This is a genomic window from Billgrantia zhangzhouensis, assembly GCF_021404465.1.
GTDB classification, from domain to species: domain Bacteria; phylum Pseudomonadota; class Gammaproteobacteria; order Pseudomonadales; family Halomonadaceae; genus Halomonas; species Halomonas zhangzhouensis.
Genome location: NZ_JABFTT010000003.1, coordinates 362,789 through 377,258, shown reverse-complemented (window position 1 = coordinate 377,258; position 14,470 = coordinate 362,789). Strand labels below are relative to the sequence as shown.

General features: G+C 64.0%; 11 protein-coding genes. 3 read left to right on the top strand and 8 right to left on the bottom strand.

Annotated features, from left to right (window positions below; genetic code table 11):
• Positions 1–107 precede the first annotated feature (107 nt).
• The 4 genes from HOP51_RS05410 to HOP51_RS05395 all read right to left on the bottom strand — a co-directional run bounded on the left by HOP51_RS05410 (position 108) and on the right by HOP51_RS05395 (position 5,465).
• Positions 108–1,061 (bottom strand): DUF4123 domain-containing protein, encoded by a 954-nt coding sequence (locus tag HOP51_RS05410; protein ID WP_234272937.1) that lies wholly within the window; start codon positions 1,059–1,061, stop codon positions 108–110.
• Positions 1,033–1,236, bottom strand: a complete 204-nt coding sequence (locus tag HOP51_RS05405) for a hypothetical protein (protein WP_234272936.1) — start codon at positions 1,234–1,236, stop codon at positions 1,033–1,035. Before HOP51_RS05405 ends, HOP51_RS05410 begins: the two co-directional genes overlap by 29 nt.
• A gap of 368 nt (positions 1,237–1,604) precedes the next feature.
• Complete coding sequence (gene lolA / locus HOP51_RS05400; RefSeq protein WP_407061778.1) at positions 1,605–2,231, bottom strand: outer membrane lipoprotein chaperone LolA; 627 nt, start codon at positions 2,229–2,231, stop codon at positions 1,605–1,607.
• A gap of 126 nt (positions 2,232–2,357) precedes the next feature.
• Entirely contained in the window at positions 2,358–5,465 is a 3,108-nt protein-coding gene (locus HOP51_RS05395) for a DNA translocase FtsK (RefSeq protein ID WP_234272935.1), read from the bottom strand.
• Between the two features lie 209 nt (positions 5,466–5,674).
• Here HOP51_RS05395 and aat point away from each other — a divergent pair, with 209 nt between their 5' ends.
• The 3 genes from aat (at position 5,675) to infA (ending at position 7,536) form a co-directional block, all read left to right on the top strand.
• The gene (gene aat / locus HOP51_RS05390; RefSeq protein WP_234272934.1) at positions 5,675–6,418 is read left to right on the top strand and encodes a leucyl/phenylalanyl-tRNA--protein transferase; all 744 of its coding nucleotides are present in this window, start codon (positions 5,675–5,677) and stop codon (positions 6,416–6,418) included.
• A 12-nt stretch (positions 6,419–6,430) separates the two neighbouring features.
• Positions 6,431–7,180 carry an arginyltransferase gene (locus tag HOP51_RS05385; RefSeq protein WP_234272933.1) on the top strand — a complete coding sequence of 250 codons (750 nt, stop codon included), beginning with the start codon at positions 6,431–6,433 and terminating at the stop codon, positions 7,178–7,180.
• Between the two features lie 137 nt (positions 7,181–7,317).
• The gene (infA, locus tag HOP51_RS05380; RefSeq protein ID WP_010627817.1) at positions 7,318–7,536 is read left to right on the top strand and encodes a translation initiation factor IF-1; all 219 of its coding nucleotides are present in this window, start codon (positions 7,318–7,320) and stop codon (positions 7,534–7,536) included.
• Between the two features lie 94 nt (positions 7,537–7,630).
• Here infA and clpA read toward each other — a convergent pair whose 3' ends face one another.
• The 4 genes from clpA to HOP51_RS05360 form a co-directional block, all read right to left on the bottom strand.
• A complete protein-coding gene (gene clpA, locus HOP51_RS05375) occupies positions 7,631–9,907 on the bottom strand; it encodes an ATP-dependent Clp protease ATP-binding subunit ClpA (RefSeq protein WP_234272932.1) in 2,277 nt (758 codons plus the stop codon).
• 140 nt (positions 9,908–10,047) lie between these two features.
• On the bottom strand, positions 10,048–10,431 hold the full coding sequence (gene clpS, locus HOP51_RS05370; protein WP_234272931.1) for an ATP-dependent Clp protease adapter ClpS: 384 nt from the start codon (positions 10,429–10,431) through the stop codon (positions 10,048–10,050).
• Between the two features lie 139 nt (positions 10,432–10,570).
• Positions 10,571–11,827: an NADP-dependent isocitrate dehydrogenase gene (gene icd / locus HOP51_RS05365; RefSeq protein WP_159550925.1), complete on the bottom strand. Its 1,257-nt coding sequence runs from the start codon at positions 11,825–11,827 to the stop codon at positions 10,571–10,573.
• 141 nt (positions 11,828–11,968) lie between these two features.
• Entirely contained in the window at positions 11,969–14,206 is a 2,238-nt protein-coding gene (locus HOP51_RS05360; protein WP_234272930.1) for an NADP-dependent isocitrate dehydrogenase, read from the bottom strand.
• Between the last annotated feature and the right edge of the window lie 264 nt (positions 14,207–14,470).

Sequence of the window (14,470 nt, the reverse complement as noted above, 5' to 3'; positions counted from 1 at the left end):
GCTCTCGCTGTCGGTACGGGTGATCGCGTAACGCAGAGGCAGGATCGGCAAGCCCCGCTTTTGGCAGTAGGGGCAGTTCGCGATGGATTGCTGTCGGGTCGCGTCGCTCATGGGGCCTCCTGGCGTCTGTCCGGGCCCGTCAGTTCGGCGGCCAGGCTGGCCATCCTGGCATCATCTAGGTCGGCACAGGCTTCGGTATAGGAAATGCCCTGCTCGCGAACGCGCTCGAGCCGGGCATGGATCGTGGGGTGAGTGTGAATCTGGGGGTGAAAGCGTACCGCCTGCTCGACATAACGCTGGCGGTCATCCTCGTCAGGCAACGGCTGTCGCTCCGCCCGTTCCAGCAGAGCGTCGACCCACCGCCATAAGGTTTCATCCTGCTCTAGCTCGGGTTCCGCCAGTTCCAGTACGTCCAAGGTACGGTTGAGCAGCGCCAAGCGGTCGATGCGAGCCCACTGCGCTCGGTCAAGCAGCAGGTGGGGCACGCCGGAGGGCTGATCCGAGCGGTGCCGCCGGCAATGCCAATGTCCCTGCGCATCCGGCCAGTACCAGGCATCTATCGGCCCCAATAGACGATCCATCCGATCGGCATCCAACTGCCAACACAGGTGACGGAAGACGCAGGGATCGTAGAAGCGCAGCCACCAGCGCCGCTTGTCACCGGGACGGCGCTGCTCCAGGTGGAGTTTGAGGTGCTGTGCCACACGTTCCGCGGGGGAGCGGCTGTCCAACAAGGCGCAGAAGAGTGCCACGCCGCGCTGCCGATGCTGCTCGATACGCTCGGCCAGCGCCAGCCGAGTCTCTGCCGGGAGTTCAGCCAAGTGAATCAGTTGAGGCAGCAGATGGGGCCGGACATCGACATTTCCGGTGACCAGCGGCTCGCTGGGCAGGTCATCCCAGTCGGCCGTGTCCACCACCAGCGGATTCAGCACGGCATAGGCGCATTCCCGCAGACAGAGAGGCGATGAGAGTGGCGATGGCTGATCGTCTCTCCCGGCAGAGGGTGGTTCGTGGTTGGCTGGCAACTCGCCGTTATCCTCCCAGTGGCGTGGCACCAGCACGCTGCTGATCCGCTCCCTTCATCTGGGTTTCGCAACCACTCTCCGGCAAGGCCGCTAGATCGCTACCCATGCTCGCCGGGCCGCCGAAGCTGTGCTGGGCGCCCTTGACGTCGATCCTGCCGGGGCCGGTGAGTCTTCGTTCATGTTCATAGCCGGGGCACAGGCGTGAAGGCAACTACCCCCTCGGACCGGCCGTTCTGTCTCATCCAGTCGTTGAGAGCGTCCATCAGTCAGGGTGAATTGCCATCCGCTTGCATCGGCCATGGTGCCTCCCTGCGTGATGAATACCACTTTTATTAGTCAATTAGGAATCGCAATTCCTCGCGCAGAGAGGATACCAATCTCAGAGGCGAGTATCTGTGGCACTTCGCTGATAACGGTGTAGGAAATGGCTTACAAAGGGGGCTTGTATGCCTACGCCCAGCTAATGGCCTGGCGCGCCGAGCTGGATGCGCGGGCCGATAGGGGCGACAGCGGAGAGTAAACGAGTAGAAACGCCAGCGCCGCCTCGTGGGCGGCGCTGGCGATGGGCCCAGTGCTGCTTCAGTGGGTATCGCGGATCACGTCGGCCCCGTCGGGGATCTGGAAAGCGAAGCGGCTTTCGTCGATGGTGTGATTGGTGCGGATGTCGCGAAACTCGATGACGGTCTCCTGACCGGTGCTGTCGATCATCTGCAGCGCCGCCAGCCGCTCATTGTTGAAGGTCATCTGCAGCTCTTCGAACAGCGTGTCGCGCGCCTTCGGCACCAAGCGGAAGGACTCGCTACCGCCCTGCTGCTGACGCGACACCTCGTAGCTCTCGGTCAGCTCGCGGGCACTGCCGGAGAGCAGCAGCGCCGGGGTATGGGTTACCCGCTGGTCGAGCGCCTGCACCGTGACCTGCTCCAGGTCGGGGTCATAAAGATAGACCTCGCTGCCATCGGAGATCACTTCCTGCTGATAGGGTGCGTCGACCTCCCAGCGGAACTTGCCGGGACGAGACAGCCACATGTGGCCGCTGGCCTGCTGCAGGCGCTCGCCGCTACCGTCGAGGATCAGTTGTTCGAAACTCGCCTCATAGGTCTGCAGCGGTTCCAGCATGCGGGTCAGTCGATCGGCACCTTCACTGGCCAGGGCAACTGCCGGGGCGGCAAGGGTCAGGGCCAGTGCAGCTAGGGTCTTCTTCATCATCGATTGTCTCTCCCTGGGCAGGTCCAAGTGGATCCTGTCTCTCGGACCCGCTGCGTGCCGGCGGGTTGCATACCCGCCGAGCCTTTCATGGTTTCTGCATCATTGTCGCCTGGTGCCGACACCGGGTCAGTTGCCCACCGGCGGCGGCGCCAGCACCTCGCGCCCGCCATTGGAGCCCATCGAGGAAACCACGCCGGCCGCCTCCATTGCCTCGACCAGGCGCGCGGCGCGGTTGTAGCCGATCTTGAAGCGACGCTGCACTGCCGAGATGGAGGCACGGCGGCTCTCGGTGACGAACTGCACCGCCTCGTCGTAGAGCGCATCCTGCTCGGCATCGCCGCCCCCTTCACCGCCATCGGCCTCGAGCCCCGTCAGGGCTTCCGCCGAGACACCGCCGGATAGAATCTCGTCGATGTACTCGGGCTCGCCGCGCCGCTTCCAGTCCTCGACCACGCGGTGGACTTCGTCGTCGTCGACGAAGGCACCATGCACGCGGGTCGGCAGCCCGGCACCGGCCGGCAGGTAGAGCATGTCGCCGTGGCCCAGCAGGTTCTCGGCACCACCCTGGTCGAGAATGGTGCGCGAATCGACCTTGGACGACACCTGGAAGGCCATGCGCGTGGGAATGTTGGCCTTGATCAGGCCGGTCACCACGTCCACCGAGGGACGCTGGGTGGCAAGAATCAAGTGGATGCCGGCCGCCCGCGCCTTCTGTGCCAGGCGCGCGATCAGCTCTTCGACCTTCTTGCCGACGATCATGAACATGTCGGCAAACTCGTCGATCACCACCACGATGTAGGGCAGCTTCTCGAGTACGGGCGGCGGCTCGTGCATCTCCCACGGCTGCGGTTCCCACAGCGGATCGGCCACTTGTGCGCCGGCACGCTCGGCCTCGTCGAGCTTGCCGTTGAAGCCGGCGATGTTGCGCACGCCCATGGCCGCCATCAGCTTGTAGCGCCGCTCCATTTCGGCCACGCACCAGCGCAGCGCGTTGGCCGCCTCCTTCATATCGGTGACCACCGGCGCCAGCAGGTGCGGGATGCCGTCATAGACGGACAGTTCCAGCATCTTGGGGTCGACCATGATCAGGCGCAGCTCTTCGGGCGTGGCCTTGAGCAGCATCGAGATCAGCATGGCGTTGACCCCCACCGACTTGCCCGAGCCGGTGGTGCCGGCCACCAGCAGATGAGGCATCTTGCCCAGGTTGGCCACCACCGGGCCACCGCCGATGTCCTGGCCCAGTGCCAGGGTCAGCGCCGAGGCCTCCTGCTGGTAGCGGTCGGAATCGATCACCTCGCGCAGGCGAATCATCGCCCGATGCGGATTGGGGATCTCGATGCCTACCGTCGGCCGTCCGGGAATCACCTCCACCACGCGCACGCTCTTGACCATCAGCGAGCGCGCCAGATCCTTGGCCAGGTTGCTGATCTTCGAAACCTTCACGCCGGCGGCGGGCTTGATCTCGAAGCGCGTGATCACCGGCCCCGGCCAGGTGTGCACCACCTCGGCCTTGACCCCATACTCGCGCAGGCGGGTCTCGAGCAGTTCGGCCATGTCGGCCAGTTGCTGCTCGGTATAGTTCTGATGATGCGGCTCGGCCGGCGTGAGCAGACGCAGACTCGGCAATTCGCCATCCGGTTCCGGCATGTCGTCCAGCGTCGGCCGCTGGCTCTGTAGGTGCTCCACCGTCCACAGCGTGGGGCCTTCCGGCTCCGCCGCTGCGGCGCGTGCCTGCTCGGCAGTGGCCAGCCGCCCCTCTTCCGCGTCTTCCTCGCTGGAAATTGGTGCACTCGGCTGCCAGGTACGCAGCCCTTCGGCCTGATCGGCGTAATGGCTTGCCTGCTCCTGGCGCCAGTCGTCGCCGTCCAGGCCCCCTTCCGGCCCTGCCCCGTCCTCTTGCGATTCCACGTAGGCAGCGTCGTCATCGTCTTCCTGTCCGATATCGTGCCAGCTCAGACGCGGCTCATGCACATCGACCGGTTCTTCCGGCTGCAGGTCGCCAAGTCCCGGTTCGCGTCGCGCCGAGTCGGGACGCCCGTCTAGCGTGTCCCCGGGCTCCTTCGCTGCCGGTGCATCGGCGCCGGCCACTTCAGCAGCCGCCGCAGCGCCGTCCCGCGGCGCTTCTTCAGAGTCCGGAGCGACCTTCCGATCTTCCGTTGCCCGCAACGGCATGGCAGCCCGCGGGAGCGGGTCGTCGTCGCGGCTGGCCTTGAGCACCGCTGCCGCTGCAGCCGGCCCCGAAACGCGCTCGGCGCCAAGGCCAGGTTCCGGGGGCGCCACGGAGCCGGCAGCAGGCCGTGCGGCGGGTTCGGGTGCAGCCCTGTCCTGGTTCTGGCCAACGCTGTAGGCCGCCTCGGGACGCTTTGCCGATGGGGTACGTTCGGGCACGTCCCAGGGGATATCGGTATCGCCATCGTCACCGAACGACGAGGACAGCTCCGGTTCGCGCTGCTCTTCCAGGTCGGGCCCCGGCTCGGCGCCACGCCGCCGCCAGAAACGCCAACGCCGACGAGGCGGCTCACCGGCCGGTTCCGGTTCGTCCTCGACATGAGTTTCCTCATCTTCCTCCCAGTGCGGCTCGTGTCGTTCGCGCACCAGCCCGAACGGGGAAGCCGCCCAACGCCACAGACGCAGGAAACGGTGACCAAGCTCATCCATCACCGACAACCAAGAGAGGCCGGTGAAGAGGGGGAAACCACATAGCATGGCCGCCACGGCCAACAGGCCGGTGCCGCCCGACTCGACCAGCGGCACGAGAGCACCGACCAGTCCTTCACCGAGGATGCCCCCGGAGGCATAGGGCAACACGCTGTCGGGGCTGTAGAAGTGCAGCGCGCCCAGCGTGGTGGTACCCAACAGCAGCAGCACCAGGCCGCCCAGGCGCACGGCCACGGCAGTGGCATCCCATTCGAGCTGCACCCTGCGCGTACGAATCAGCCGCCAGCCGGCGAAACCGAGCATGCCGGGCCACCACAGGGCGCTGACCCCGAACAGCGAATAGAGCACGTCGGCCAGCCAGGCGCCGAAGGGCCCCATCCAGTTGGCCACGTCGGTTTCCGGGCCACGGCGGGACCAGCCCGGATCCGAGGGCTGGTAGCTGAACAGCGCCAGCAGCAAGAAGACACAGGCTGCCAGCAGCACGATGGTTGCCCCTTCCCGGGCCACGCCATGCAGGTGAAGCGACAAGCGCTTGGTCGGCTGCTGGGAGTCCTCCTCCGATGTGCGCCGCGGCACGCCCTTTTCCTTTACACTCAACTCGCCAACCCCCTCGCACCGTACCTGGACAGTGCCTTTCCAACTCACATGAAGCAGAATGAATTCAGCCGCCATCATACCGGGACTGCAAGCCCCGGCACAGTGGCCGAGACGCTTGCTTGAGCCTTGAGCCAAATCGGCTCCAGCGCCAGACTAATGAAACCAACGCTGACGAGGAGCGCCACTGCATGCTGCCCTGGCTTCCCGAGCATCCTGTGCGTTTCCCTCCCGCCTCACGCGCACTGCGTGACCCCGAGGGCCTCTTGGCAGCGGGAGGCGAACTCACCCCGGAGTGGCTGCTGGCCGCCTACCGGCGCGGCATCTTTCCCTGGTACAGTGACGACCAGCCGATCCTGTGGTGGTGTCCGAATCCACGCATGGTGCTCTTTCCCGATGAGCTGCACCTCTCCCGCAGCCTGGCCAAGCGTCTGCGCAACGGCGGTTTTCGGGTGAGCTTCAACCGCTGCTTCGATGCGGTGGTCGAGGCCTGCGCCGCGCCGCGCCGGGGCCAGCCCGGCACCTGGATCACGGCGGAGATGCATGCCGCTTACGTGACATTGCACCGGCTCGGCTATGCGCGCTCGGTGGAAGTGTGGCAGGCTGACGAGCTGGTCGGTGGCCTCTATGGCGTGGCCATGGGGCCAGTGTTCTTCGGTGAGTCGATGTTCTCGCGCGCCAACGATGCCTCGAAGGTCGCTTTGGTTCACCTGGTACGTGCCATGCGCGCCGGCGGCGGGCGATTGATCGACTGCCAGATGCATACCCGACATCTCGCCAGCCTGGGTGCGCGCGACATCGCCCGCGCCGAGTTCATCAACTATCTTGAATCATGCTTGGCGATGCCGGAGCTTCCGGACGGCCAGCATCCGATGCCCTGCTGGTCGCTGCCCGACGATCTGCCGTGTGTCGAGACCATGAGCGCTCTCATTTAGGAGGCGAATCACGTGAGCAGCAATACGCCTCGCCACCCGATAAGGGATCTCCGCTTTTTCCTGACCGTGCCCCATGCCTGCAGCTACCTGGAGGGACGCGATGCCACGACGTTGTTTCTCGATCCTCAGGAATCCCATGGACAAGGCATCTACGACTCGCTTGCCTTGCTGGGTTTCCGTCGCAGCGGCCATCACCTGTACCGACCGCATTGCGACAGCTGTAACGCCTGCGTGTCGGTGCGCATTCCGGTCGGTGACTTCCAGCCCAGCCGCAGCCAGCGGCGCGTGGCCAGGCGCAACGCCGACCTGCGTCTGATCGAACGTCCCGCGCTGTTCGATAACGAGCATTACGCGCTCTACGAACGCTATATCCAGGCGCGCCATGCGGATGGCGACATGTATCCGCCGAGCCGGGAGCAGTACTGTACCTTCCTGACCCTGGACGAGCCCTATTCGTGCCTGCTCGAGTTCCGCCTGGGCGAGCAGTTGCTCGCCATCTCCGCCTTCGATCGCCTGGAGCACGGGCTCTCCGCCATCTACACCTTCTTCGATCCGGATCCCAAGTGGGATCGACGCTCGCTCGGCACCTTCGCCGTGCTGCGCCTGGTCGAGCTGGCTTTCCGCGAGGGGCTCCCGCACGTCTACCTGGGCTACTGGATCCGCGAATGTCGCAAGATGGCCTACAAGGAGGCCTACCGGCCCTTGGAAGTCCTGGAAGGCCGGCACTGGCGGCGCCTGCTGGCAGTGACATCAAGCGTGTAACGCGGCCCGCTTTGCCTTGACGCCCGGCTTGCGGCACAATACCGCGCTATCCTTTGGGATGGGCGCAGCTGTTGCGCCCGTTGCCATGCCCCGCATGTCAACGACCCATTTCTGTCCATCAGCGAGGAACCGCCTATATGGCACGTGAAGACCATATCGAAATGGAAGGCGTCGTCGTCGATACCCTTCCCAATACCACCTTTCGCGTCGAGCTGGAGAACGGCCACGTCGTGACCGCGCACATCTCGGGCAAGATGCGCAAGAACTATATCCGCATTCTCACCGGCGACAAGGTCAAGGTCGAACTGACCCCCTACGACCTGACCAAAGGACGGATCGTCTACCGTTCGCGCTGAACCGCCGCACCACGCCTCGTCCGCCCTAGCAAGACAACGCCCCGTCCGGGGGGACAGGGCGCTGTGGTCAGGCGAGTCGGGTATCGCAGGCGAATCAGGGCGCGTCGGCCATTTCCGACTCCGTGGAAAGATGCAGCTCGCCATCCTCCACCGTCACGTGCACCACTCCCCCATGTTCGGATAGCTCGCCGAACAGGATCAGCTCCGCCAGAGGCTTCTTGAGCCTGTCCTGGATCAGCCTCGCCATGGGCCTTGCGCCCATGCTGGGGTCGTAGCCCTTCTCGGCCAGCCAGTCTCGCGCGTCCACGTCCACATCCAGTTGAACCCGCTTCTCGTCGAGCTGCGCCTGCAGTTCCACCAGGAACTTGTCCACCACGCTGCGCACCACCGAGGTGGGCAGGGAGTGGAACTGGATGATGCCATCCAGGCGATTGCGGAACTCCGGCGAGAAGGTCTTGCGGATCACTTCCATGGCATCGGTCGAGTGGTCCTGCGTCTGGAAGCCGATGGAGCGACGTGCCTGCTGCTCGGCGCCGGCATTGGAGGTCATGATCACGATCACGTGACGGAAATCCGCCTCGCGACCGTTGTTGTCGGTCAGTCGACCGTGATCCATCACCTGCAACAGCAGGTTGAAGACCTCCGGGTGCGCCTTCTCGATCTCATCGAGCAGCAGCACGCAGTGCGGCTGCTTGGTGATCGCCTCGGTGAGCAGCCCGCCCTGGTCGTAGCCGACATAGCCCGGAGGCGCGCCGATCAGTCGCGACACGGTGTGACGCTCCATGTACTCCGACATGTCGAAGCGTACCAGCTCGATGCCCATGATCCGCGCCAGTTGGCGGGCCACTTCGGTCTTGCCCACCCCGGTGGGGCCGGCGAAGAGGAAGCTGCCCACCGGCTTGTCGGGGGACTTGAGCCCGGCCCGCGACAGCTTGATGGCGGCAGACAGGCTGTCGATGGCCTCGTCCTGGCCGAATACCAGCATCTTCAGGTCGCGGTCGAGGTTCTCGAGCAGCTTGCGGTCGGAGCTGGAGACGCTCTTCGGCGGAATGCGTGCGATGGAAGCCACCACCGCCTCGACCTGGTCGACGTCGATGGTCTCGACCCGTACTTCCGGCGGCAGCAGCCGCTGATGAGCCCCCGCCTCGTCGATCACGTCGATGGCCTTGTCGGGCAGGTGGCGATCGTTGATGTAGCGATCCGCCAGACGCGCCGCACTCTCCAGCGCCGCGTCGGTGTACTTGAGGCGGTGATGCTCCTCGAAGCGCGAACGCAGCCCCTTGAGGATGCGAATGGTGTCGTCCACCGACGGTGCCATGACATCGACCTTCTGGAAGCGGCGCGCCAGCGCCCGATCCTTCTCGAAGATGCCGCGGAACTCCTGGAACGTGGTGGAGCCAATGCAGCGCAGCTCGCCTGAGGAGAGCAGCGGCTTGAGCAGGTTGGAGGCATCCATCACGCCGCCGGAAGCCGCCCCGGCACCGATTACCGTATGGATCTCGTCGATGAAGAGGATGGCGTTGGGCTGCTTCCTGAGCTCCGCCAGCAGGCTCTTCAGGCGCTTCTCGAAATCGCCGCGGTATTTGGTGCCGGCCAGCAGCGCGCCCATGTCGAGGGAGTAGACCACGGCGTCACCGATGACCTCAGGCACGTCCTCTTCGACGATGCGCTTGGCCAAGCCCTCGGCGATGGCGGTCTTGCCGACGCCAGCCTCACCCACCAGCAGCGGGTTGTTCTTGCGCCGCCGGGCCAGTATCTGGATCACCCGCTCGAGTTCATGCTCACGACCGATCAGCGGATCGATCTTGCCCATCCGGGCCTGTTCGTTGAGGTTGGTGGCATAGCCGGTCAGCGGGTTGGCACTGGTCTCGCCGCCACCCTCCTCGGCGTCCTCGGCCTCATTGGGCGAAGACGAAGGGTTCTGACCATGGCCGGCCACCTTGGAAATCCCATGGGCGATGTAGTTCACCGCATCGACCCGGGCCACGTTCTGTTGCTTGAGGAAGTAGACCGCCTGGCTCTCCTGTTCGGAGAAGATGGCGACCAGCACGTTGGCTCCAGTCACTTCGCTCTTGCCGGAGGACTGCACGTGGAATACGGCACGCTGCAACACGCGTTGAAAACCCAGTGTCGGCTGGGTCTCGCGGTCGCTCTGGTCCTCCGGGATCAGAGGCGTGGTGGAGTTGATGAAATCCTGCAGGTCGGACCGCAACTTGTCGAGGTTGGCCCCACAGGCTCTCAGCACGTCTGCCGCTGATGCGTTGTCGAGCAGTGCCAGCAGCAGGTGCTCCACGGTCATGAACTCGTGGCGCTTGGAACGGGCCACGGTAAACGCCGTGTTCAGGGTCAGTTCAAGTTCTTTGCTCAGCATGGCAGTCCCCTTCTCGCCGCTTAGGGCTTGCATCGGATCTTTCGTGGTCCGGCACCTTCAACATCGGGCACAAACGCTGCCGTTGCAAGTCTCTTCACTCAACGACTGCCATTCCTACCCCGTCTCGAGCAGACCGGGAGTCAGTCCGCCGCCTCGATATCGCTGAGCAGCGGGTGCTGACACTCTCTTGCATATTGATTGACCTGATGGCTTTTGGTTTCCGCGATGTCGCGGGTGAAGATGCCGCACGTCGCCTTGCCGCGAGTGTGCACCGTGAGCATGACCTGCACGGCTGTCTCGCTGTCCATGTGGAAGAAGCTCTGCAGCACTTCCACCACGAACTCCATCGGCGTGTAGTCGTCGTTGTGCAGGATCACCTTGTACATGGGCGGGCGCGCCACCTCGGGGTCGGACGCCTGTACGGCCAGGTCGTCGTCGCCCTCCTCTTCCGGACGCGGCGGTTGCGTCATGCCTGCCACGACGCCGACCGCCTCCCACGCGCTCGGGTCTTCAAACTTGAACATAGGGCCACATACCATCTCGTCAAACCGGCCATCTGACGTCCCAGCTTAGACGACGACAGGCCGGCAGGGTTCAGGTTGATACGTAAAAGGCCCCCATCCGCCATGGCGGACGGGGGCCCCGATAGGCTCGGCGGGTCGCTTACATGTTGTCGGCGACGGCCTGGCCGAACTCGGAGCACTTCAGAAGCTTGGCATCGTCCATCAGGCGATGGAAGTCATAAGTGACCTCGCCCTTCGAGATGGCCTTCTCCATGCCCTTGAGCACCAGGTCGGCAGCCTCGACCCACCCCATGTGGCGCAGCATCATCTCGGCGGAGAGAATCACTGAACCGGGGTTGACCTTGTCCTGGCCGGCGTATTTCGGCGCGGTGCCGTGGGTGGCCTCGAACATGGCCACGGCGTCGGCCAGGTTGGCGCCCGGCGCGATACCGATACCACCCACTTCGGCCGCCAGGGCGTCGGAGAGATAATCACCGTTGAGGTTCAGGGTGGCAATGACGTCGTACTCGGCCGGACGCAGCAGGATCTGCTGCAGCATGGCATCGGCGATGACGTCCTTGACCACGATGTTCTTGCCGGTCTTGGGGTTCTTGAACTGCATCCAAGGGCCGCCGTCGAGCAGCTCGGCACCGAACTCGTCGCGGGCGATCTCGTAGCCCCAGTCCTTGAAGGCGCCTTCGGTGAACTTCATGATGTTGCCCTTGTGCACCAGGGTCAGCGACTCACGGTCGTTGTCCACGGTGTACTGCAGGGCCTGGCGCACCAGGCGCTTGGTGCCTTCCTCGGAAACCGGCTTGACGCCGATCCCGCAGTTCTCGGGGAAACGAATGTTGGTGACACCCATCTCCTCGCGCAGGAACTTGATTACCTTGTCGGCTTCGGGAGTACCAGCTTTCCACTCGATGCCGGCGTAAATGTCCTCGGAGTTCTCGCGGAAGATGACCATGTCGACGTCGGCGGGCTTCTTGACCGGGCTCGGCACGCCCTCGAACCAGCGCACTGGGCGCAAGCAGACGTAGAGGTCGAGCTTCTGGCGCAGGGCCACGTTCAGCGAGCGGATGCCACCGCCCACGGGAGTGGTCAGCGGCCCCTTGATGGAGACGACATAGTCCTTGACGGCTTCGAGAGTCTCTTCGGGCAGCCAGGTATCGGGGTCGTAGACTTGGGTTGCCTTCTCGCCAGCATAGACTTCCATCCAGTGGATCTTGCGCTCGCCGTTGTAGGCCTTCTGCACGGCGGCATCAATGGCAATCTTCATCGCCGGCGTCACATCGACGCCAATGCCATCACCCTCGATGAACGGGATGATCGGATTGTTCGGCACGTTCAGGGTGTTGTCGGCGTTGACGGTAATCTTCTCGCCGCCTTCAGGGACGACAATTTTCTGATACCCCATTGAGAACTCCCCTGTCTGGTATGTTCAGTGGAGCGCGGAGTATAGCATCGTCCCCCCCAACCGGCCCATATGACCTAAGGCCCCCGTCCGCCGATGGGCGGACGGGGGCCTTAGGTAGAACCGAAAGGAGCTAGCGAGGCATCAGCCCTTGGCCACCAGCGCCAGGGCCTCGTTCAAGGTCTTGCTAGGACACATGACCGCCCGCGCCACCTCTGGGTCGGCATGATAGTAACCCTTGATGTCCACCGGCTGGCCCTGCACGCCATTCAGCTCTTCGAGGATGGTCGCCTCGTTGGCTTGCAGGGTCTCGGCCAGGCGGCCGAACAGCGCCTTGAGATTGGGGTCCTCGTCCTGGGTGGCCAGGGCCTGGGCCCAGTACAAGGCCAGGTAGAAATGGCTGCCTCGGTTGTCCAGCTCACCGACCTTGCGCGAGGGCGACTTGTCGTTCTCGAGGAACTGGCCGATGGCCTTGTCCAGCGCGTCTGCCAGCAGCGCGGCGCGATCGTTGCCGAAGTGCTTGGCAAGATGCTCCAGGGAGGCGGTCAGTGCCAGGAACTCGCCGAGGCTGTCCCAGCGCAGATGGTTCTCTTCCAGGAGCTGCTGCACGTGCTTGGGCGCTGAACCGCCGGCACCGGTCTCGAACATGCCGCCACCGGCCATCAGCGGCACGATGGAAAGCATTTTGGCACTGGTGCCGAGTTCCATGATCGGGAACAGATCGGTGAGGTAGTCGCGCAGGATGTTGCCGGTCACCGAGATGGTGTCGAGGCCGCGGATCACGCGCTCCAGGGTATAGCGCATGGCCCGGACCTGGGACATGATCTGGATGTCGAGACCGGTGGTGTCGTGGTCCTGAAGGTAGGTCTTCACTTTCTTGATCAGTTCGTTCTCGTGCGGGCGATAGGGGTCGAGCCAGAACACCGCCGGCATGCCGGAATCGCGGCAGCGCTCCACGGCCAGCTTGACCCAGTCGCGGATCGGTTCGTCCTTGACCTGGCACATCCGCCAGATGTCGCCCTTCTCCACGTTCTGGGTCAGCAACACCTCGCCGGTCTCCAGGTCGGTGATGTTGGCGATGCCGTCCTCCGGCACCTCGAAGGTCTTGTCGTGGGAGCCGTACTCCTCGGCCTTCTGCGCCATCAGGCCGACGTTGGGCACGGTGCCCATGGTGGCCGGGTCGAAGGCGCCGTGCCATTTACAGAAGTTGATCATCTCCTGGTAGATACGCGCGAAGGTGGACTCCGGAATCACCGCCTTGACGTCCTTCATGCGACCATCGGCACCATACATCTGGCCGCCGGCGCGGATCATGGCCGGCATCGAGGCGTCGACGATCACGTCGCTGGGCGAGTGGAAGTTGGTGATGCTACGGGCCGAATCCACCATGGCCAGCTCCGGACGCTGGTCGTGGCAGGCGTGCAGGTCGCGGATGACCTCATCACGCTGGGATTCGGGCAGGGTGGCGATCTTGTCGTAGAGATTCACCATGCCGTTGTTGACGTCGACACCCAGTTCCTCGAACAGCGCCCCGTGCTTCTCGAAAGCGTCCTTGTAGAAGATCTTGACGCAGTGGCCGAAGACGATCGGATGCGAGACCTTCATCATCGTCGCCTTGACGTGCAGAGAGAACATCACGCCGGTCTTGCGCGCGTCCTCGATCTCACGCTCGTAGAATTCGCACAGCGCTTTCTTGCTCATGAACATGCTGTCGATGATCTCGCCTTCGAGCAGCGAGACCTTGGGCTTGAGCACCAGCGATTCGCCACTCTTGGTGATCAGCTCCATCTTCACGTCACGGGCGCGATCCAGCGTCATCGACTTCTCACCGTGGTAGAAATCGCCGCCGTGCATGTGCGATACATGGGTGCGTGAGGCTTGGCTCCACTCACCCATGTGATGGGGATACTTGCGGGCATACTCCTTGACGGCCTTGGGTGCACGGCGGTCGGAGTTGCCCTCCCGCAGCACCGGGTTGACGGCACTGCCCTTCACCTTGTCGTAGCGCGCCTTGATCTCTTTCTCTTCGTCGTTCTTCGGCTCGTCCGGATATTCCGGCAGTTTGTAGCCCTGCCCCTGCAGCTCCTTGATCGCTGCCCTGAGCTGCGGCATGGAGGCACTGATGTTGGGCAGCTTGATGATATTGGCTTCCGGCGTCTTCGCCAGGGCGCCCAGTTCGGCCAGGTGGTCCTCGACGCGCTGCTCGGCGGTCAGGTAATCGGGGAACTGGGAAAGAATCCGAGCCGCCAGGGAGATGTCCCGGGTTTCCACCTCGATACCTGCGGCGTCGGTGTAAGCGTCGATGATCGGCAACAGCGAATGGGTCGCCAGCGCAGGCGCTTCGTCGGTGAACGTATAGATAATCTTCGGCGTTTTTGACATGGTGGCTTTGATCTCTCTGGTCGCTGCGGTGGCAATAACTGGAACGGTTGCGCGCACTCACGATGCCTGAAACGGGGCCCCTGCGTGCTCCACCTACGGTTCTCATCTGGCGGGGGATGCGCTTGGCATCGACCCGGTGGCGGAGTCACGGCAGGCCCGTAACGACGAGGGCGCTCCCGGCGAGCGTGCATATTATATCAGCCCGCCCGCCTCGGCGTATGGTCAATAAGGCTGACGCGTTTCCCTCTCCCATCCCGTCCTGCT

What these genes read in the sequence shown, in the direction of transcription:
- aat (WP_234272934.1), top strand. Translation starts at nt 5,675, where the DNA reads ATGCTGCCCTGGCTTCCCGAGCATCCTGTGCGTTTCCCTCCCGCCTCA.
- infA (WP_010627817.1), top strand. Translation starts at nt 7,318, where the DNA reads ATGGCACGTGAAGACCATATCGAAATGGAAGGCGTCGTCGTCGATACC.
- HOP51_RS05360 (WP_234272930.1), bottom strand. Translation starts at nt 14,206, where the DNA reads ATGTCAAAAACGCCGAAGATTATCTATACGTTCACCGACGAAGCGCCT.
- clpA (WP_234272932.1), bottom strand. Translation starts at nt 9,907, where the DNA reads ATGCTGAGCAAAGAACTTGAACTGACCCTGAACACGGCGTTTACCGTG.
- lolA (WP_407061778.1), bottom strand. Translation starts at nt 2,231, where the DNA reads ATGATGAAGAAGACCCTAGCTGCACTGGCCCTGACCCTTGCCGCCCCG.
- icd (WP_159550925.1), bottom strand. Translation starts at nt 11,827, where the DNA reads ATGGGGTATCAGAAAATTGTCGTCCCTGAAGGCGGCGAGAAGATTACC.
- clpS (WP_234272931.1), bottom strand. Translation starts at nt 10,431, where the DNA reads ATGTTCAAGTTTGAAGACCCGAGCGCGTGGGAGGCGGTCGGCGTCGTG.